This is a genomic window from Nitratireductor sp. (genome assembly GCF_017794765.1).
In the GTDB taxonomy this organism is placed as follows: Bacteria; Pseudomonadota; Alphaproteobacteria; order Rhizobiales; family Rhizobiaceae; genus Nitratireductor.
The window spans coordinates 1,627,755-1,645,883 of the sequence record NZ_CP051236.1; the positions used below are offsets into that span (position 1 = coordinate 1,627,755).

The following is an 18,129-nucleotide window of genomic DNA, read 5'->3' on the forward strand; positions in this document are numbered from 1 at the left end:
CAGCAGGGGAGTGCGGACGCGGAGCGAAAGCTGCTTCACGCCTTCCTTCATCCCGCCCAAACTGCCCGAAGCCCGCTCGCGGAGTTGTATCGTATGGCTGAGTCCGTTCCTGTCGCGCCACAAGACGCTGCCTCTCTGCTCAGCGTGCGCGATCTCAGCGTCTGCTTTCACGCAAAAGGTGAGACTGTTCATGCCGTCAACGGCGTCTCCTTTGACCTGGCAAGAGGCGAGGCGATCGGTATCGTCGGAGAGTCCGGCAGCGGAAAGTCGACCGTCGCATTGGCGATCATGCAATTGCTAGCCCCGGCTGCAGAAATCAGCGGAAGCCATGTCACGCTTGAGGGGAGGGATCTTCTGGCCATGAACCCCCGGGCGATGCGCCAGGTACGGGGCAGGGAAATAGCGCTCGTCTTTCAGGATCCGATGACCGCGCTCAACCCCGTTCTGACTGTCGGCCAGCACATGCAAGAGGCACTTTATCTGCATGAAGGATTGAAGGGGCAGGCAGCGTTCATTCGCTCTGTAGAGCTCCTTAATCTGGTTGGGATCGCTGCGCCAGAGAGCCGCCTGTCCGCCTATCCACACCAGCTTTCAGGGGGAATGCGCCAGCGGGTGATGATCGCGCTGGCAGTTAGCGGAAACCCCAAATTGCTTATAGCAGACGAGCCGACCACTGCGCTCGACGTCACGATCCAGGCGCAAATTCTCCAGCTTCTTGCCCGTTTGCGGGACGAACTCGACATGTCGATCATTCTTGTCAGCCATGATCTCGGTGTCGTGGCAAGCCTGTCCGACCGGGTCTTGGTCATGTATGGCGGTACCGTGGTCGAGGACGCGACCGCTGAACAGGTTCTGCTTTATCCCAAACACCCCTATACCTCGGCGTTGATCGCCGCTCGTCCCGAGATCGATGGAGACCGCGACGTGCCGCTAAGGGCAATTCCCGGAGCTGCGGGGCGCCAGTGCGAGCCGCCATCAAGCTGCAGCTTTGCGCCACGATGTCCGGAATGCATGGATGTGTGCAGCCAGTCATTGCCGCCGCTTCTGTTCGTCAACGGACACGGGACCGCCTGCTGGAAAGTTTCGGGCATTGACGGGGAGCGCATCCCGTGACGGCTTCCAAGACCGCTGACAATTCGTTGCTTCAGGTCGACAATCTGAAGGTTCATTTCGGACAGGGACGACGGCTGTTTTCGCGCAGCCGCTGGTCGGTGCGGGCTGTCGATGGAGTCAGCTTTCAAATTCGCGAGGGCGAAACACTCGGCCTGGTCGGTGAATCGGGTTGCGGCAAGAGCACGGTTGGTCGTGCCGTGGCGCAGCTGCTGACGCCCACTTCGGGTATGATCTCGTTCGACGGCGAAGATGTAACTGGTATGGATTCGGCCCGCGAGCGTCGCTTCCGGCGTGACCTTCAGATCGTTTTCCAGGATCCTTACTCCAGCCTCGACCCCCGCATGCGGATCGGTGCGGCGATCCGCGAGCCCCTCATCATTCATGGCATTGCCCGGGGCCGCGAAGCCGATGCACGCGTGACCGAACTGCTCGATGCCGTCGGTTTGCCGGTATCGGCGGTTGAACGCTATCCGCACGAGTTCTCCGGTGGGCAACGCCAGCGCATCGCCATTGCCCGGGCACTAGCGCTTGAGCCCCGGCTGATCGTTTGCGACGAGCCCATCTCGGCGCTGGACGTATCCGTGCAGGCGCAAATCGTGAACCTGTTGGGCGAGTTGCAGAAGCGCCGACGGCTGACCTTTCTGTTCATCGCCCACGATCTGGCGGTTGTGCGCCACATTTCGCATCGCATCGCGGTCATGTATCTCGGCCGGATCGTGGAGACAGGCGATAGCGAAACGCTCTGCCGCGAGCCGTTGCATCCTTACACCAAGGCGCTTTTCGGGGCTGTGCCCCGAACCGACCCACGTGCGGCGCGTTCCGGTGACTGGTCGGTTATCGAGGGCGAGATCCCGAGTCCGCTCAATCCACCGAATGGCTGTCATTTTCATACCAGATGCCCTTTTGCCAGGGAGGTCTGCCGCCACAGCGACCCGCCACTCGAGGCACTGTCCAAAGACCGCGGGGTCGCCTGCCATTTCTGGCGGGAGATCCGGGCAAATACTGGTGCCGACCCGATCAAGACGAAAAAGGCTGCTACATGACTGACTGGACCGTTGACGAGGCCATTGCGCTGACGCGCAAGGAAGAAAAGGACAACATTGCCCGCCTTCGCGAGTTTGTGCGCATCGAGTCTGTGTCGATGACACCTGCCAGGGCCGATGACGTGATGCGGGCTTCCGAATGGCTGGCGCACGAACTCCGACGTATTGGCTTTGAGCATGTGCGCATCCACGAGACCGAAGGGCATCCAATCGTCACGGCAGACTGGCTGAATGCCGGGTCTGATGTTCCAACAGTGCTCATCTACGGTCATGTCGACGTGCAGCCGGTCGAGCCGGTCTCTGAATGGACCGTGCCGCCTTTCGACATCACTGAGCGTGACGACCGCCTCTATGGGCGGGGCTCCACCGACGACAAAGGGCAGCTGCTGATGCATCTCGTCGCGCTCGATGCTTTGATGCGCAACGGTGGCGGCAGACTACCCTGCAACTTCAAGCTGGTTGTCGACGCCGAGGAGGAGATTGGCTCGCCCAGCCTGCTTGGCTGGATGAAATCAAATCCTGAATTGGTCACGGCTGATTTTGCGGTTGTGAGCGATTCGCCGATGTACGACTACAACATGCCGTCGATTGCCTGTTCACTGCGCGGCATTGCCAATCTCGAAGTGGAGCTGCGCAGCGCCGATGGCGATGTGCATGCGGGCCAGTTCGGCGGAGCGATCGCCAATGCGGCCCGTTCGCTGTCCCGCATTCTGGCGGCGTTGCACGATGCCGACGGTTGTGTGACCGTGCCGGGCTTTTATGATGGCGTACCGTCGATCGCCCGGGAAGAACGCGAGCGTTTTGCGTGTCTACCCTTCGACGAGAACGCCTGGATGGCAAGCGTGGGCGCTCTCGGCGCAGAGGGTGAAGCCGGGTTCTCTACGCTGGAGCGTACCTGGGTGCGTCCGACGCTGGAGATCAACGGTCTGTTCTCAGGACACATTGCCGAAGGCACAAAGGCCATCGTGCCGGCTGTGGCAACAGCAAAGCTTTCCTGCCGGCTGGTCGCGGGTCAGGATCCCGAGGCCCTTCAGAACAAGGTCGCCGAACACATCGCCGCGCTGGCGCCAGCCAATGTGCGTTGTATGGTCAAGCGACTGAGCGTCGTGCCGCCAGCGGCAATCGATCACCGGTCGGCGGCGGTGCAGCTCGCCGCCTCGAGCCTGGCGCAAGCCTTTGCCACCGAGGTGTTCCTTGTGCGAGACGGCGGTGCCATTCCGGCCGTCGCCCATCTCAAGGATCATTTTTCGATGGATACGCTGCTGATGGGGTTTGGATGCCCGGATGAAAACAAGCATGGCCCGGACGAATGGCTCGCTATGCTGCACTTCAGGAAAGGCATCGAAGCCCTTATCGCTTACTGGCCAGCTCTAGCACGGACCGGTGCTCAATAAGCTTCTGCAAACTCACAAGAGACCACGGGACAACCATGAACAACGTGATGAACATCGATCTCGAAACCGCCAATGCACTGATTGCCGCGGGCGTCAGCCGTGCCAGTGAAATCGGCGTTCCGATGGCGATTTCGGTCGTCGATACCGCAGGCCATGTTGTGGCGCTGCATCGCATGGACAACGCGAACTGGCATACGATTGGACTTTCCCAGGGAAAGGCGATGGCGGCGGCCGCGATGCGCCTGCCCAGCGCCGACCTCGGCGCGCGGTGGAAGGATTTTCCCGCTCTTACCACAGCCGCGACAGTGCTTAACGGCGGACACTTTGTTCCCCTGCCAGGCGGCTTTCCGCTCAGAGTGAACGGTCAGGTGGTGGGCGCTGTCGGCGCCAGCGGCGGCACTGGCGCGCAAGACGCCGATGTCTGCCTGCACGGTATTTCCGGCACCGGTCGGTTCGATGCCGAAACGCCGCCAGCGGCATAGGCGGCAAGTCGAATTGCGGAGGATATGATGGCACGCTTTCTCGCCCGACGGCTTATCCTGGCGTTCGTCGTCGTGTTTGCGGTCGCCTCACTCACCTTTTTCGCCCTCAATCTGAGCGGCGATCCGATATCAAACGCGCTTTCCGATGCGGGAGCGAGCGAGGAGCAGATTGCCGCCGTTCGCCATCAGATGGGTTATGACCGGCCGATCATCGTGCGCTACGCGGACTTCATTTTCAGTGCCGGGCGCGGCGATTTCGGCCGCTCAATCTTTTATGGCGAGGAGACACTGCCTCTGGTGGTAGCGCGGTTTCCCTATACGATGATCCTCGCGGGGGTGGCCATGCTCATCACCGTGCTGGTGGCGATCCCGCTTGGCATCTTGGCGGCCACTTTCCCCGACAGTCTGCTCGATCGGACCATCGTGACGCTTGCAGCGCTGGGTCAGTCCGTTCCGATTTTTGTCGTAGGCCCTATCCTGATCCTGATTTTTTCGGTGCATTTGGCGATTCTACCGGTATCGGGTGCCGAGAGTTTATGGAGTGTGGTGCTGCCGGCAGTAACGCTGTCTTTCTATCCGATGGCCCGTATCACCCGGCTCCTGCGAGCGAGCATGCTTGAGGTCACAGGTTCTGAGTATGTGCTGACAGCCCGTGCGCGCGGATTTTCCGAGTTTCGTGTTGTTCTGCGCTACATTTCCAACAACGCGCTCCTGCCTGTGCTCACCGTGCTCGGCCTGCAACTGGGAAACCTGCTTGGCGGGGCTGTGATCGTGGAGACGGTGTTCGCCTGGCCGGGCATTGGCAGTCTCACGCGCGACGCGTTGATCAACAGCGACTTTCCCTTGGCGCAGGCAGCAGTGATCGTGATCGCCATCGCGGTTGTGGTCGTGAATTTTCTGACCGACGTCGTCTATGCGCTGGTCGATCCACGAATTCGGTTGAGCTAACCATGTCAGTAATTACGGACGCACAAACCTCTCCGCCTCGACGTCGCAGAAGGCGACTTGCGCGACGGCGCATCGGTGTCGTTGTGGCGCTTGCCGTGCTGCTGATCCTCTTCGCCCTGGCGCTCAGCGCACCACTGTGGGCCGTCGATCCGGCGAAGCAGTCTCTGCTCGACGCGGAACTGCCGCCTTATCCGCTCAACGGCTCTGTTCCCGGGCATCCTCTGGGCACCGATGAACTTGGCCGTGATCAGCTTTCCCGCATTCTGTTCGGCTTGCGAACGTCAATCACCATCTCAGCCCTTGCCATGATGCTGGCGATGAGTATTGGCACGGCGATTGGTATCATCGCCGGGTTCTTCCGGGGCCTTGTAGAGGAAGTTCTGATGCGTATCGTTGATGTGCAGATGTCCTTTCCAGCCATCCTTCTGGTGGTCACATTCGTCACTGCGGTGGGCCCCAGCTTCCAGTCGATTGTCATCGTGCTGGCGCTGTCGGTGTGGGTGGTGTTCGCGCGTGTGGCGCGTGCCCAGGTTCTGGCATTGCGCGATTCTGATCTTATCCTGGCCATGCGGGCGCTTGGAGCTTCGACGCCGCGTATCCTGTTCTTGCATATAGTGCCGAACATCGCCGGCCCGCTGATTGTCATTGCCACACTTGAAATGGCCACCCTGATCGTTGCCGAGTCGGCACTCGGTTATCTGGGGCTTGGCGTTCCGCCGCCGACACCCAGTCTGGGTGCCATGATCGCTTCAGGGCAATTCGGCCTGATCACTGGCGTCTGGTGGCTTGTGGTCGGTCCAGGGCTTGCCATGACAGCATTCATTATGTGCATCAATGTTCTGGGTGACCGGCTCCGCGACCGGCTTGACCCCCGTAGTTAGCAGAGAGGTCGACCTGACCTTAGGTGCTTGATCTTGATATTGGTGGCGTCGTCTTTGAATCCGGGCAGGCATCCTGGGCGGGCACTGCATCGCTGGCTCTCACTGATGAAGGGCAGCCGACACGGAGCATGTCAAAGTCCTGCGTGATCTGCTCCATCATTTCGACACTCACTGGATACGCGCGCGCAGCCGGTCGGTGATGAATTCCATGGCGAGCACGATCGCGAAGATCACGAGAATGGAGGGGCGTAATCCCGGAAAGACGTCCAGGTACCATATGCGTGCTTTCAGCCATCGAATGCGTCTTTCAGATCGCTTTGCGAAACCTTGTCGCTCGCCTTGTCGAAGAGGATGCGTCCATTCTTCAAAGCCACGACCCGGCTCGCATATGTCAGCGCATGCTCCATGTCGTGTGAGGTGGAAAGCAGCATTACGCCGTGTTTGGCGCACAGTCGGGCAGACAGGTTCATCCACAACCCCGCGCGATATGAACCAAAGCATATCGGAGCGCTCCAGAAGCGACAGGGCAACGGGGAGCGCCACTGTCTCGAAGGTCGGAGCAATGTCGGAAAGCCCCATGGCGGCAAGGTACCGGTTAACCGTTTCCCGGATAATCGCGCCAGGGTTCGGCAGGATGAGTGGAAATCCGGAAAGCGCCTCGCGCACGGGACGCTGAAGCGCGGGGCGGCCCGTGCGCGCGACAAGAAGAATGGGCTCTTCATAGAGATATTCGAATGACAGACCAGGCATGTCCCGGGCGGAAGGCATTCGCCCCACCATCAGGTCGTTTTTTCCTCTACGCAGCATCTCAATGAGATACCGGTTTGGTCCGGTAATGACCCCGATCCGCGCCTGGGGGCGAGCCTGAGCGAAGTCCAGGGCCACGGAGGGGAAGAACCCGCCCGCCACTGTTGGCAAGACGCCCACCTTCACCAGATCGACGGCTGCACCGCCAGAGAGGCTGCGCACACCGGCTTCAAGATTTTGCAGTGCCGAGAGCGCATGCATCCGAAATCCCTCCCCGGCAGGGGTGAGAACGGCGTTCCGGCCGACTCGCTCGAACAATGCCGAACCCAAAAGCGTCTCAAGCTCGCGGATGGTTTTCGAGAGGGCAGGCTGCGAGACGCCGCGCGCTCTCGCCGCGGCAGAAATGCTGTCATGCTGTCAGGCCGATAGAAAGGCCTGAACATGGCGCAGTTTCATGCCGAGAGGTATACCCATATGGTTATGCGTTTTTGCATATCTTAATATTTTTTCGGAGGAAGAAATTATGTCAGTCTGCCTGTGGAGCTGGTCGCGCAGGTAATAAACGCTGCCGGGTTCGGCCGGCGCAATCGTGTATGGGGCCCTGAACAGGTGAAACCCCTTGCTGCACATCCTTCCGGTGATGAATGTCGCATGTCCGGGGAGGCGTGGACTTGCCCGCGGTGGGAACATCGGCTGAATTGCGAAGAGGTGCATGACCTTTGTGGAAAGGATGCTGTGATGAGTGACAGGTATGACAGGGGCATGAAAGTGCGCCGCGAGGTGCTCGGAGATGCGCATGTGGATCGGGCGGAGGCCGCCAAGACCGCATTTGATCAGTCTTTTCAGTCGCTGATCACCGAAGGTGCCTGGGGCACGGTGTGGGCGTCTGACCGCCTTACCCGTCGCGAGCGGTCCATGCTGACCGTCGCGCTTCTTGCAGCGACTGGCAATTTTGAGGAAATTCCAATGCATATACGCGCCACGGCCCGCACGGGTGCCTCCCGGGAAGACATCGCAGAGGCATTGCAACACGTCGCCATCTATGCCGGTGTGCCAAAGGCCAACCATGCCCTCAAGCTTGCCAGACAAACTTACGCGGAAATGGAGGAAAATGACGAATGAGGGATCTCGGACCACTCATCCCGCGCAATCATTCGGTTCATCCGGCAGCTTATGCTGAGGACTACAAGACAAGCGTGACGCGCTCGCCCAATCTGCCGCTTCTTTCGATGGAGAGCACACCCTCGGAGGAAACCGGCCCTGTTTTCGGGGCAGAACTGATCGGTGAGCTGGACAACAACCTCATCCTCAACTGGTCCAAGGGGCTTGCCCCCGCCGTGGGTGAACGCATTCTCGTGCATGGACGTGTGCTGGACGAGAATTGCCGGCCGGTGCCAAATGCGCTTCTCGAGATTTGGCAGGCCAATGCCGGTGGCCGCTACAGGCATGTCAAGGATACCTATTTTGCCCCGCTCGATCCGAATTTCGGTGGATGTGGCCGCACGCTCACGGACGAAAGCGGCTATTATGAATTCCTCACGATCCGGCCGGGCGCATACCCCTGGCCGAACCGTGCCAATGACTGGCGCCCGATGCATATCCACTTTTCGATCTACGGCCAAAGTTTCGGCCAGCGCCTCGTCACGCAGATGTATTTCGAGGGGGATCCGCTGATTGCCCATTGCCCGATCGCAGCGACCGTCAGGGACCGCAGTCATCTCGATCGCCTTGTGGCGCCGCTCGACCTGTCGAAATCGCGCCCGCTCGATTACCTCGCATACAAGTTCGATATCGTGTTGCGCGGTCGTCGACAGACAATGTTTGAAAACAGGCTGGAGGGCATGTGATCATGGTTCAGAAGCTGGCCACTCTTGCTGAAACGCCTTCCCAGACCGCCGGTCCATACGTTCACATCGGCCTGATGCCCACTTATGCAGGCAATGCCGGTTCCTTCCCTCAGGAGATTGGTGCGTCGCCCGTCAAAGATGACGTGAAGGGGCAGATGATAGAAATTGTCGGTTCCGTCTTCGACGGCACGGGATGGGTGTTGCGCGACGCGCTGATCGAAAGCTGGCAGTGCGATGGAGAAGGCAAGTTTCCGGGACAGGATGGCGCCGACCCGAATGTTTCGGGCCATTGCCGCTTCGCCGTCGATGAGGCAACCGGCGAGTTCAGGCTTAAAACGGTCAAACCGGGAAGCTATATGGGGCGTGGAGGTGTGAGAAGCGCACCTCACATTTCATTGTGGATTGTCGCGCGCGGTATCAATACAGGGCTCAACACACGGATCTACTTCGAGGATGAGGACAATTCTGGCGACCCGTTGCTGGGACGCATCGAGCAGCGCCCGCGCGCGGAAACGCTGATCGCAAAGAAAGTTGCCGATGGGAAATACCGTTTCGACATCCGTCTTCAGGGCGAGCGCGAGACGGTGTTTCTCGATCTCTGACAGATGCAATTGATAGCGCAGCGCCGATCAAGGCAGCTCGAGCAATGTCGAAAGGCTCTTCAGGATGAACGTTTCGGTTTTTGATCATCCATGGCTGGCGGGCTTGTTCGGCGACCCGGAGATGGCCTCGATCCTTGGTCCAGATCGGCAGATGAGCCACATGCTGTCCTTCGAGGCTGCCTGGTCGCGGGCCTGTGGGCGCGCAGGCTTTTTCGATGCTGAACAGGCCGAGGCGGCGGCGCTCGCAATCGAGAAAGCACAGATCGACCTGTCGGACATCGCTGCCGGCATGGCACAGGACGGTGTGCCGGTGCCGCGGTTGGTTCGGCAGTTAAAGGCGATAGCGGGGCCGGACGCGGTTCATCGTCATGCCACATCTCAGGATGTCGTGGACACGGCGCTTGCCCTGACCCTGAAAGAGGCCTCCGATCTTCTGGAAGTGCGCTTCAGGGCGCTGGTGGCATCGCTCGATCAACTCGTCGATCGTTTTGGGGACGCGCCCCTGATGGGGCGTACGCGAATGCAGGCGGCCACCATGATTGCAGTCCGTGACCGGGCCAAGACCTGGCGCCTTCCGCTGGATGACCATCTGAAGCGTCTGTCCGCGCTGCGCCCTGTTGTCGAACGGGTTCAGATTGGTGGCGCTTCCGGTGATCGCAAGGCAGTCGGCGCTCTCGCCGACACCATCGTTGCCGATGTTGCCGAAACCCTCGGTCTCGCACCCGCAGGCGAGGCCTGGCACGCCATGCGCCACAGCATCGCCGACTACGCATCGTTTCTTTCCCTTGTCACGGGGACACTTGGCAAGTTCGGGCAGGATGTGATGCTGATGGCGCAACAGGGGATCGACGAAATCGCGCTTTCGGGTGGCGGTGGATCATCGGCGATGCCGCATAAGCAGAACCCGGTGCTGGCCGAACTTCTCGTAACGCTTGGCCGGTTCAATGCTACGCAGGTTTCCGCCATGCATCATGCGATGATCCATGAGCAGGAGCGTTCGGGAGCGGCATGGAGCCTTGAATGGATGGTGCTTCCGCAAATGTTGATGGCGACTGCACGGGCGCTTTCAGCCGCGAGGGACATGTCTCTGGCGATAACGCGGATTGGCGAACCGTCTGAGGATCGCAAAAACACCAGTCTTGATGATTGATCAGCCGCGACCACTGTGAGGCAGCGCCGAGACGCTGCCTCTCACGGGGCGCGCAGCCCGGTCAGGTGTGGAGGGCAGTCGGTGCAGGCACTGGCATCGGCAGCTGCCCCGTGATGCCCTCCACCAACTGCCCAGGCTTCAGGAGCACCGCTTCCGAATGGGCGGGGCCGATGAACTGCGCACCGAAAGGCAGGCCGGATGAATGCCGCCCCGCGGGGGCCGACAGCGCCGGTACGCCCGTCAGATTTGCAGCGGCGTTCAACCTCACATAAGCCTCCACGACCTGCTCTTCACTTCCGTCCTGCCAGATGAGTGCTTTCTGGCCGCGTCGTGCTGCCACGGTTGGCACAGTGGGAACGATCAACGCGTCGATCTTCTGGCACATCTCCACCCAGGCGCGCTCCAGCAGCTCGAGATGATTCTCGGACGCGAGGCACAGGAGGAAGACCTGCCGACAGATGTCGATAAGCTTCTCGATCGGGTTATCGCTCCGATCATGTATCATTTCCTGTTTACGGACGCCCCACCGGGCCGGAGTATGCGCAGGAACCGCTCGACAGAGCATTGGAGACCGGTCACCTCCGCCGGTGAAGCGCCATAAACAAGATTCCTGGCCGCGGTAGGCGACCGCCATCAAGCGGTCTGCATTTCAGCGTGCATGGCTTTGGAAACACTCTCGGCGCTTGTGTCGTCTGCCTGATCGCGCTGCCGCAGGTTATCCTTAAGCTCAGGTCTGGTCCTCCGTGCGTTGACTCCTGCCAATCTGTAAAGTACAGGATTATACAGGTTCACTGGACAGGTTTATATGTCTCGACGCGCGAACACGTTATCACCGGGGATGGCAAAGCCTGAGCGGATCGCCACGGTTCTGGAGCGGGAAATTCGTTCAGGCGCCCTGGGGTTTGGCGAGCGGCTGCAAAGCGAAAATGAGCTGGTGCAGCGCTTTTCCGTCAGCCGCAACACGGTGCGGCGCGGCCTGGAAGAGCTCTCTGCGAGGGGGCTCATAACGACGAAGGTCGGTATCGGCTCCTTTGTCACGTTCGACGGAAAGATGGTCGATGACGGGATCGGCTGGTCGAAGGCGCTGGCTGACGCAGGGGCCAATGTCCAGACCCGCACGCTGCGTCTGGAAGTGATTGAAGATCCGGAACTGGCCGAGATGCTCGGCATCGGGAAGTCGGCCTTCATCGCAGTCGATCGCGCACGCAGCAATGCGGGCACCGGATACGCCATCTCCATCGAGCGCTCGCGCCTTCCTCTGTCGCCCGAGCTGGAAGAAGTTCCCCTCAAAGGATTGCGGGAAGGCTCCCTGCACCAGACATTGCGGGGCGCTGGGCTTGTTCCGGATCATGGAGAAGAGTGGGCCGACATCGAAATGCTGTCGCCTGAGGATGCGGCCATCCTCGGGTGCGAAACAGGAACACCGTTTCTGCGAACGCGCCGCGTGACACGAAGGCCAAACGGATATCCGATCGAGTATGTCACCAGCTTGCTCAACCCCACGCATTTTGCCCTGCATCTGGAGTTCTGAGGCATGTCGGACAGGTCAGTTGCAGAGGACCGGGCAAAGGCTGCGTTGATCGGAGGGGCGTTGGGCGATGCGCTTGGCATGCCGACCCAATTGCTCTCCCCTGCCCAGATCGGCGAGGCTTACGGCTTCGTCGAGAATTTCGTTGTGCCGGCTCCCGACCACCCCGTATCGAAAGGGTTGCCGGCCGGCGCGATCACCGACGACACCGAACAGGCACTGCTGCTGGCGCAAATCCTGCTTGAATCCGGGGACACGTTTGATCACCGCCGGTGGGTGAATGCGCTTGTCGAGTGGGAGCGTGACGTCAAGGCCCGCGGAAGCTACGATCTGCTTGGCCCTTCCACCAAACGCGCCATAGACGCCATCAACAGCGGCACGCCGCCTGAAGAGGCGGGGCGCGACGGCGACACCAACGGTGCCGCCATGCGCATCGCCCCGGTCGGTATCATGATGCCGGCCAGTGCACCGGCTGCGCTGGTCGCCAAGGTGGCCGAAACCTGCCGCGCAACCCACAACACATCCATGGCGATTGCTTCGGCGGCGGCAGTGGCGGCCGCCGTCAGTCATGGTGTTTCCGGCAGCGACTGGCGGCATGCGGCCAAGCACGCCATTGACGCCGCGAAGCTGGGTGCAGGCCATGGGCACTGGGTGGCGGGCCCTGATATTTCAGCCCGCATTCGTTGGGCGACAGACCTCGTGCGCAAAGAGCCTGCAGAACGCGCGATCGGGTTGATTTCGGAGCTCATCGGCACAGGTGTGGCAAGCCAGCAGTCTGTACCGGCTGCTTTCGCTGTTCTCGAGGTGGCACAGGGAGATCCCTGGCGTGCTGCGGTCATCAGCGCCAATCTGGGTGGAGATACCGATACGATTGGGGCGATCGCGGCAGGCATGGCGGGCGCCTGCGCAGGCATGAATAGCCTGCCGCAAGATCGTATCGCCCAGTTGAACGGGCTCGATATGGGGGTGGTTGAAACATTGTCCGCGAAGCTCGTTGCAGAGCGCTTCCGCCGTTTCGGAGACGAGGAGGCAGCATGACGCGTCTCATCCATGCCGGCAGTGCCGTTGTTGATTACGTCTACCGGATCGACACCTTGCCGAAACCGGGGGGCGAAAAGACTGCATCGAGCTACAACCGCATCGCCGGCGGTGGCTTCAACGTGATGGTCGCAGCCAGACGGGCCGGTCTGCCGGTTGCGTTTGCCGGTCGCCATGGCACAGGAGCGGAGGGGGATTTTCTGCGCGCGGCGTTTGCTGCCGAAGGGGTGGAAACATTGACCCCGCGCGCGCCCGACCTCGACAGTGGAAACTGTGTGGTGTTGGTCACTGCCGATGCCGAACGAACCTTTGTCTCCTGGCCCGGTGCAGAAGCGGTGCTGACGATCGCGGACCTGGCCCCGGTAACCGTACAGGACACCGATTGGGTTTTCATATCCGGCTACACACTGTCTTACCCCGGCAGCCGTGAGGCACTGGCCGACTGGGTCGAGGCCCTGCCGCCGGGCATCCCGGTCATTTTCGACCCGACTCCGGTCGTAGCGGACATCCCTTCTTTTATCCGTGCCCGGGTTCTGGCCCGCAGCACCTGGCTGAGCTGCAATGTCGCAGAAGCGCGCGCGATTGCCGGTGCGTCCGAACCTGCCACCAACGCTGCTCTTCTCATGTCTGAACACTGTCCGGGGGCAGATGGTGTGGTCATTCGCTCCGGTGCATTTGGCGCATATCTTCTGTTGCGGGATGGAAGCGATGGCGCCGTCGACGGATTCTCAGTGCCTGCGGTAGACACAAACGGCGCCGGTGACACGCATATCGGGGCCTTTGTTGCTGCCTTGGCGCGGCATGAACAACCTTTCGCGGCCCTACGCTATGCCAACGCAGCGGCTGCGATATCGGTGAGCCGGCATGGTGGTTGCGCTGCGCCCCGCGACGCCGAAATACGGTCTTTCCTGGCAGAGCGGAATCACGCCGAGGCTGACGAGCCGGTGCGCAGGGATGAGATGCGCAGGCAACAATAACAACGATGGCACAAAAAGAGAGGAACAACCGATGACCAAATTGCTTGGGAAACTGGCAGCGCAAGCAGTGCTGCTCTCCGTGTGTGCGGTTTCCGCCCATGCCGCCGAGCTGCATGTGCTCAACTGGAAGGGGTATGGCGCTGACGAGCCCTGGGCTGTGGAAGCGTTCGAGAAAGCGACGGGCCACAAGGTGGTCAACGACTTCTTCAACTCCGAACAGGAAATGCTGACCAAGCTGAGGACGAATCCCGGCCTCTACGATGTTGTCATGATCAATGCGGCGTTCACCGGTCAGGCACTGGCGGAATCTCTCATCCAGCCGATAGACACCGCAAAAATCCCGAATTACGCGGACATTTCCGGCGACAAGGCCAGCTCGCCCATGCTGAATCAGGACGGCAAGGTCTACGGTGTGCCATGGGTTTGGGGACTGACTGCGATCGCCGTCAACGACAAGTCGTTCGAGACGCTGCCGACCAGCATCTCGGTCATGTGGGATGAGGCGCACAAGGGCAGGGTCGTCATTCGTGATGACGCCGTCGAGGCTATCCAGTTCGGTGCGATCGCCTCGGGGCAAGACATCAATGACATCAAGGACATGGATGCGGTGAAGGAGAAGCTCACTTCGCTCATGCCACAGATCCGCACCTTCTGGAGCTCTGAGAATGACTGGAACCAGATGGTCGCTTCGAACCAGATCGATATTGGCACATACTGGTCCGGCTCGGCTGATCGTGCCAAGACCCAGTTCAACCTGCCGGTCAGTCTGGTAATCCCGGAGGAGGGAGCCGTTGCCTGGCTCGACGCCTTCTCCATTCCCGTCGGCTCCGACAATGTCGAGGGTGCTGAAGCCTTTATCAACTACATGATAGATCCGGAGTTTTACGTCGAATGGGTCACGAAAGTCGGTGCGCCGGTTTCCGCCAATGAAAAGGCAGTCGCGGCTCTTCCCGAAGATGCATTCAACAGGGCAGTGATGGGCGACCCCAAAGTGGCGGATCGCATCCAGTTTCAGGCTCCCGTCACTGATGAGCAGAGAGAGAAATATCTGGCCATCTGGCAGGAACTCAAGGTTGAGGCGAAATAGTCAGAAAAAGAACACGTGCATCCCGCTCACATGAGGCAAAGGGCGGGATGCGGCGCCGGGACCATCGGGAGGAGAGCCATGGCAACATCGATCCGCGGGAGAGGGGGCATCGGACCAGCGCTGCCGCTGCTCACACCCGCCTATCTTTGGCTCGCCGTGGCCATCTTCCTTCCACTCTCGGCGATGGCGCTTTTTTCCTTCATGACCGACCTGCCCATGTCTGGCAGGGATTGGTCCTTGACCCTTGAACACTACGCTGCGTTCTTTTCAAGCGGGCTGTATGTCACCTTGCTCTGGGCGTCGGTCCGTCTCGGCCTCGAGGTGACGCTCTGGTGCGCGGTGATTGGGTTTCCGGCAGCCTATGTGTTGGCAAGGGTTCTCAAAGGCAGGGCGCGAGAAGCGATATTCCTCCTGGTCATCCTTCCCTTCTGGTCAAATGGCCTCGTCCGCATCTTCTCCTGGGCCATGGTGCTTCGGGAAGGGGGGCTGCTGGACACGGTGCTGAACGCCATCTCGCCGTTCCGGATCGACATTGACCTCATGTATTCCTATCCGGCGGTGATCATCGGTCTCGTTCATTCATACGTGCCATACATGGTCCTGACCTGCTACCTGACCCTGCAGGCAATTGACAACGCGCTCATCGAGGCGGCTCGCTCATTGGGTGCCTCGAGACTGCAGACGCTGCGGCGCGTGGTTCTGCCACTCGCCATGCCCGGCCTGCTTGCCGGTTCCGTTCTTATATTTGTGCCCGTTGTTGGCTCGTTCATGGAACCCCGCATCCTGGGCGGGCGCACCGGAACGTTCTACGGCACGGTGATCGAGGATCAGTTTGTTGCCGTCTTCAACTGGCCGCTGGGCGCGGCGCTCTCCTTCATTCTGCTGGCTGTGGTGCTCGTCATTCTCAGCCTGTCGGCGCCGATCCTGAGAAGGGTGCAATAATGTTCACGACCCGTCTGCTCGAGGCGCTCGGCCGTGTGTGGATCGTGCTGCTGCTCTCTTTTCTCTMCCTGCCGATCTGCATCATGGCGTTGATGTCGTTCAACGCTTCCCCATTCTACCAATTGCCGTTCGAATGGACGACGGGCTGGTATGCCGATCTTTCACGGAACGGACGACTTCTCGCCGCAACCTGGAATTCCCTCCAGATCGCGGTCTTCACCACGGCAATCGCTACCGTGCTGGGGACAGCGGCATCGATAGCGCTGTTTCGCTATGAGTTTCGAGGCAAGAGACTGCTTCAGGCCCTGCTGTTCCCGCCCATAGCCATTCCATGGCTGATCACCGGCACCGCAATGTTGATCTTCTTCTTCGGCGTCGGCATCGGGCGTGGCCTTCACGCCATCCTGCTTGGCCATGTTGCTCTCGCGCTGCCCTATGTCATCGTTGTCGTTTCCGCGCGCTTGCAGACCTTCGCTCCTGAGCTTGAAGAAGCCGCCCGTTCGCTGGGCGCCAGCCAGTGGCAGGTCACCACGCGGGTCACACTCCCGTGGATCATGCCGGGGGTGATCGCCGGTGGTCTGTTCGCTTTCGCGGTTTCATTCGACCAGTTCGTCGTTTCCTATTTCCTTTCGACACCGGGCGAAGCGACACTTCCGGTGGAGATCTATGCGGCAATCCGCAAGGGTTTCACGCCTGAGATCAATGCCGTATCCACCATCATAATAGGCATATCCATGGGACTGATGCTCGTCACCGCCCGCTTCTTCAAGTTCGGGGGGGAGAAATAAACAATGGCCGAGGTCGTCGTCGACAGGGTTTCGCGTTCCTTCGGTTCGCACAAGGCACTGGATGAGGTGTCCATCGCCTTTCCCGACAGGGGATTTTATGGATTGCTTGGCCCATCGGGCTCCGGCAAGACCACTTTGCTGCGCATGATAGCCGGGTTCGACTTCCCCGATGCCGGGCGTATTGCCATTGGCGGCGAAGGGGTCGAGCGGGTGCCGGTGGAAAAGCGGCGTATCGGAATGGTGTTTCAGAATTACGCGCTTTTCCCGAACATGAGCGTTGCCGAGAATGTGGCGTTCGGCCTTTCGGTTCGGGGCGAAACCAGAGCCACGATCGAAGTTGAGGTGAAACGCGCGCTTGATCTCGTTCAATTGGGGCAGCTTGGAGAACGGCGTCCGCACCAGTTGTCGGGCGGGCAACGCCAGCGCGTGGCGCTTGCGCGGGCAATCGTGACCAAGCCCCGTGTGCTCTTGCTGGACGAGCCGCTGTCAGCGCTCGACAAGGCGCTGCGCGTGGACATGCAGATCGAGTTGAAGCGTATCCAGCGCGAGATCGGAATCACCACGATCTTCGTCACCCACGATCAGGAGGAAGCGCTGACGATGAGCGACCGTATTGGCATTTTGCGCGACGGTCGTCTGGTTCAGGAGGGCCCACCCGAGGAGATATACGACAGGCCGGAGAGTGAATTCGCGGCGACCTTCCTCGGCGATGCCAACATCCTTCGCGGTGTTGCGACCGGCAGTGGCATAAGCCTGCCGGATGGCACGATCATCAGTGCAAACCATGGAGCGAGCCCGGCGATCGGGTCAAGAGCAGGCTGCGCCGTGCGGCCCGAACGCATAAGCATCGGCGAGGTCGACAGCGCCACCCAGGGAGAGGAAAACCGCCTGAAGGGGCGTGTTTCGAAACGCATTTTCGGGGGCAACAGCAGTACCTACTTCGTCGATCACGGCGGGGACGTCATCAAGGTCCACGTGCAAAACAGCGGTGGCCCGAAACTGGCCGAGGGCCAGGACGTGATTTTGAGGTGGTCGCCTGACAGTGCGGTGCTTATCGATATGTGAGGCACTTCCAACCGGCTTCAAAGACGCCTATCACCTCATTGCATTGGCTTTGAGGAAAATCTTTGACTGGGAGTATCTGAGGATGACGGTTGGAAAGCCTGTCGTGATCTATGGCATCAAGAACTGCGACACAATGAAGAAGGCGAGAGCCTGGCTTGAGGCCCATGACATTGCCCATACGTTTCACGACTACAAGGCCGCCGGCATCGAACGCGACCGTCTGAAAGCATGGGTAGAGGAAGTCGGCTGGGAAAAGCTTCTGAATCGCGCTGGAGCAACCTTTCGCAAGCTTTCGGATGCCGAGAAGGCGGATATGGATGCCGAAAAGGCAATCCGCCTGATGGAACAACAGCCAAGCATGATAAAGCGCCCGGTACTCGATCTCGGAAACCGTCGTGTGGTCGGCTTCAAACCCGAGATTTACGAAGCCGGGTTCGCTTCCTGAGCACAACCGAAGCCGTGCTCTGGTGCGGCGCGGCTGCGCCTTGCACGGAAAG

The 18,129-nt window shown here is 60.2% G+C and carries 20 protein-coding genes and 1 pseudogene; 18 read left to right on the top strand and 3 right to left on the bottom strand.

Annotation, left to right across the window (positions count from 1 at the left end):
* Window positions 1–93 precede the first annotated feature (93 nt).
* From HF949_RS07700 to HF949_RS07725, 6 genes are read left to right on the top strand one after another with little or no spacing between them, the layout of a single operon-like run.
* Window positions 94–1,113, top strand: a complete 1,020-nt coding sequence (locus tag HF949_RS07700) for an ABC transporter ATP-binding protein (RefSeq protein WP_292899584.1) — start codon at window positions 94–96, stop codon at window positions 1,111–1,113.
* Window positions 1,110–2,156 carry an ABC transporter ATP-binding protein gene (locus tag HF949_RS07705; protein WP_292899586.1) on the top strand — a complete coding sequence of 349 codons (1,047 nt, stop codon included), beginning with the start codon at window positions 1,110–1,112 and terminating at the stop codon, window positions 2,154–2,156. Before HF949_RS07700 ends, HF949_RS07705 begins: the two co-directional genes overlap by 4 nt.
* Window positions 2,153–3,550 carry a dipeptidase gene (locus HF949_RS07710; protein ID WP_292899588.1) on the top strand — a complete coding sequence of 466 codons (1,398 nt, stop codon included), beginning with the start codon at window positions 2,153–2,155 and terminating at the stop codon, window positions 3,548–3,550. Before HF949_RS07705 ends, HF949_RS07710 begins: the two co-directional genes overlap by 4 nt.
* Window positions 3,551–3,585: 35 nt before the next feature.
* Complete coding sequence (locus HF949_RS07715; RefSeq protein ID WP_292899589.1) at window positions 3,586–4,032, top strand: GlcG/HbpS family heme-binding protein; 447 nt, start codon at window positions 3,586–3,588, stop codon at window positions 4,030–4,032.
* A 24-nt stretch (window positions 4,033–4,056) separates the two neighbouring features.
* On the top strand, window positions 4,057–4,980 hold the full coding sequence (locus HF949_RS07720; RefSeq protein WP_292899590.1) for an ABC transporter permease: 924 nt from the start codon (window positions 4,057–4,059) through the stop codon (window positions 4,978–4,980).
* Between the two features lie 2 nt (window positions 4,981–4,982).
* Window positions 4,983–5,861 (top strand): ABC transporter permease, encoded by an 879-nt coding sequence (locus HF949_RS07725; RefSeq protein WP_292899592.1) that lies wholly within the window; start codon window positions 4,983–4,985, stop codon window positions 5,859–5,861.
* A 168-nt stretch (window positions 5,862–6,029) separates the two neighbouring features.
* Here HF949_RS07725 and HF949_RS07730 read toward each other — a convergent pair whose 3' ends face one another.
* Together HF949_RS07730 and HF949_RS17605 are read right to left on the bottom strand one after the other, a co-directional pair.
* Window positions 6,030–6,869, bottom strand: coding sequence for a LysR substrate-binding domain-containing protein (locus tag HF949_RS07730; protein WP_292899594.1), 840 nt, complete (start codon window positions 6,867–6,869; stop codon window positions 6,030–6,032).
* Between the two features lie 21 nt (window positions 6,870–6,890).
* Window positions 6,891–7,013, bottom strand: a pseudogene (locus HF949_RS17605) (helix-turn-helix domain-containing protein); the annotation flags it as partial.
* A 333-nt stretch (window positions 7,014–7,346) separates the two neighbouring features.
* On the opposite strand from HF949_RS17605, the gene pcaC reads away from it, so the two are divergent.
* The 4 genes from pcaC to HF949_RS07750 all read left to right on the top strand — a co-directional run bounded on the left by pcaC (window position 7,347) and on the right by HF949_RS07750 (window position 10,207).
* The gene (pcaC, locus tag HF949_RS07735; protein ID WP_292899596.1) at window positions 7,347–7,730 is read left to right on the top strand and encodes a 4-carboxymuconolactone decarboxylase; all 384 of its coding nucleotides are present in this window, start codon (window positions 7,347–7,349) and stop codon (window positions 7,728–7,730) included.
* Window positions 7,727–8,455, top strand: coding sequence for a protocatechuate 3,4-dioxygenase subunit beta (gene pcaH, locus HF949_RS07740; RefSeq protein ID WP_292899598.1), 729 nt, complete (start codon window positions 7,727–7,729; stop codon window positions 8,453–8,455). Before pcaC ends, pcaH begins: the two co-directional genes overlap by 4 nt.
* Window positions 8,456–8,457: 2 nt before the next feature.
* Window positions 8,458–9,057, top strand: coding sequence for a protocatechuate 3,4-dioxygenase subunit alpha (pcaG, locus tag HF949_RS07745; protein WP_292899600.1), 600 nt, complete (start codon window positions 8,458–8,460; stop codon window positions 9,055–9,057).
* 64 nt (window positions 9,058–9,121) lie between these two features.
* Entirely contained in the window at window positions 9,122–10,207 is a 1,086-nt protein-coding gene (locus HF949_RS07750; protein WP_292899602.1) for a 3-carboxy-cis,cis-muconate cycloisomerase, read from the top strand.
* Between the two features lie 61 nt (window positions 10,208–10,268).
* Here the strand turns inward: HF949_RS07750 and HF949_RS07755 are convergent, their stop codons facing one another.
* Window positions 10,269–10,712, bottom strand: a complete 444-nt coding sequence (locus tag HF949_RS07755; RefSeq protein ID WP_292899604.1) for an amidase family protein — start codon at window positions 10,710–10,712, stop codon at window positions 10,269–10,271.
* 300 nt (window positions 10,713–11,012) lie between these two features.
* On the opposite strand from HF949_RS07755, the gene HF949_RS07760 reads away from it, so the two are divergent.
* The 8 genes from HF949_RS07760 to HF949_RS07795 all read left to right on the top strand — a co-directional run bounded on the left by HF949_RS07760 (window position 11,013) and on the right by HF949_RS07795 (window position 18,077).
* On the top strand, window positions 11,013–11,738 hold the full coding sequence (locus HF949_RS07760; RefSeq protein ID WP_292899606.1) for a GntR family transcriptional regulator: 726 nt from the start codon (window positions 11,013–11,015) through the stop codon (window positions 11,736–11,738).
* A 3-nt stretch (window positions 11,739–11,741) separates the two neighbouring features.
* Window positions 11,742–12,773, top strand: coding sequence for an ADP-ribosylglycohydrolase family protein (locus tag HF949_RS07765; protein ID WP_292899608.1), 1,032 nt, complete (start codon window positions 11,742–11,744; stop codon window positions 12,771–12,773).
* The gene (locus HF949_RS07770; protein WP_292899610.1) at window positions 12,770–13,750 is read left to right on the top strand and encodes a PfkB family carbohydrate kinase; all 981 of its coding nucleotides are present in this window, start codon (window positions 12,770–12,772) and stop codon (window positions 13,748–13,750) included. Before HF949_RS07765 ends, HF949_RS07770 begins: the two co-directional genes overlap by 4 nt.
* Window positions 13,751–13,781: 31 nt before the next feature.
* Window positions 13,782–14,837: an ABC transporter substrate-binding protein gene (locus tag HF949_RS07775; protein ID WP_292899612.1), complete on the top strand. Its 1,056-nt coding sequence runs from the start codon at window positions 13,782–13,784 to the stop codon at window positions 14,835–14,837.
* Between the two features lie 78 nt (window positions 14,838–14,915).
* On the top strand, window positions 14,916–15,779 hold the full coding sequence (locus HF949_RS07780) for an ABC transporter permease (RefSeq protein WP_292899614.1): 864 nt from the start codon (window positions 14,916–14,918) through the stop codon (window positions 15,777–15,779).
* Entirely contained in the window at window positions 15,779–16,567 is a 789-nt protein-coding gene (locus HF949_RS07785; RefSeq protein ID WP_292899616.1) for an ABC transporter permease, read from the top strand. The genes HF949_RS07780 and HF949_RS07785 overlap by 1 nt, the downstream gene beginning before the upstream one ends.
* A gap of 3 nt (window positions 16,568–16,570) precedes the next feature.
* Window positions 16,571–17,632: an ABC transporter ATP-binding protein gene (locus HF949_RS07790; protein ID WP_292899618.1), complete on the top strand. Its 1,062-nt coding sequence runs from the start codon at window positions 16,571–16,573 to the stop codon at window positions 17,630–17,632.
* Window positions 17,633–17,714: 82 nt separating this feature from the next.
* The gene (locus HF949_RS07795) at window positions 17,715–18,077 is read left to right on the top strand and encodes an ArsC family reductase (RefSeq protein WP_292899620.1); all 363 of its coding nucleotides are present in this window, start codon (window positions 17,715–17,717) and stop codon (window positions 18,075–18,077) included.
* Window positions 18,078–18,129 lie beyond the last annotated feature (52 nt).

Excerpts from the sequence above, each read along its gene's own strand:
- HF949_RS07700 (WP_292899584.1), top strand. The coding sequence starts at position 94 with ATGGCTGAGTCCGTTCCTGTCGCGCCACAAGACGCTGCCTCTCTGCTC.
- HF949_RS07710 (WP_292899588.1), top strand. The coding sequence starts at position 2,153 with ATGACTGACTGGACCGTTGACGAGGCCATTGCGCTGACGCGCAAGGAA.
- HF949_RS07715 (WP_292899589.1), top strand. The coding sequence starts at position 3,586 with ATGAACAACGTGATGAACATCGATCTCGAAACCGCCAATGCACTGATT.
- HF949_RS07720 (WP_292899590.1), top strand. The coding sequence starts at position 4,057 with ATGATGGCACGCTTTCTCGCCCGACGGCTTATCCTGGCGTTCGTCGTC.
- HF949_RS07725 (WP_292899592.1), top strand. The coding sequence starts at position 4,983 with ATGTCAGTAATTACGGACGCACAAACCTCTCCGCCTCGACGTCGCAGA.
- HF949_RS07730 (WP_292899594.1), bottom strand. The coding sequence starts at position 6,869 with ATGCATGCGCTCTCGGCACTGCAAAATCTTGAAGCCGGTGTGCGCAGC.
- pcaC (WP_292899596.1), top strand. The coding sequence starts at position 7,347 with ATGAGTGACAGGTATGACAGGGGCATGAAAGTGCGCCGCGAGGTGCTC.
- pcaH (WP_292899598.1), top strand. The coding sequence starts at position 7,727 with ATGAGGGATCTCGGACCACTCATCCCGCGCAATCATTCGGTTCATCCG.
- pcaG (WP_292899600.1), top strand. The coding sequence starts at position 8,458 with ATGGTTCAGAAGCTGGCCACTCTTGCTGAAACGCCTTCCCAGACCGCC.
- HF949_RS07750 (WP_292899602.1), top strand. The coding sequence starts at position 9,122 with ATGAACGTTTCGGTTTTTGATCATCCATGGCTGGCGGGCTTGTTCGGC.
- HF949_RS07755 (WP_292899604.1), bottom strand. The coding sequence starts at position 10,712 with ATGATACATGATCGGAGCGATAACCCGATCGAGAAGCTTATCGACATC.
- HF949_RS07760 (WP_292899606.1), top strand. The coding sequence starts at position 11,013 with ATGTCTCGACGCGCGAACACGTTATCACCGGGGATGGCAAAGCCTGAG.
- HF949_RS07765 (WP_292899608.1), top strand. The coding sequence starts at position 11,742 with ATGTCGGACAGGTCAGTTGCAGAGGACCGGGCAAAGGCTGCGTTGATC.
- HF949_RS07770 (WP_292899610.1), top strand. The coding sequence starts at position 12,770 with ATGACGCGTCTCATCCATGCCGGCAGTGCCGTTGTTGATTACGTCTAC.
- HF949_RS07775 (WP_292899612.1), top strand. The coding sequence starts at position 13,782 with ATGACCAAATTGCTTGGGAAACTGGCAGCGCAAGCAGTGCTGCTCTCC.
- HF949_RS07780 (WP_292899614.1), top strand. The coding sequence starts at position 14,916 with ATGGCAACATCGATCCGCGGGAGAGGGGGCATCGGACCAGCGCTGCCG.
- HF949_RS07790 (WP_292899618.1), top strand. The coding sequence starts at position 16,571 with ATGGCCGAGGTCGTCGTCGACAGGGTTTCGCGTTCCTTCGGTTCGCAC.
- HF949_RS07795 (WP_292899620.1), top strand. The coding sequence starts at position 17,715 with ATGACGGTTGGAAAGCCTGTCGTGATCTATGGCATCAAGAACTGCGAC.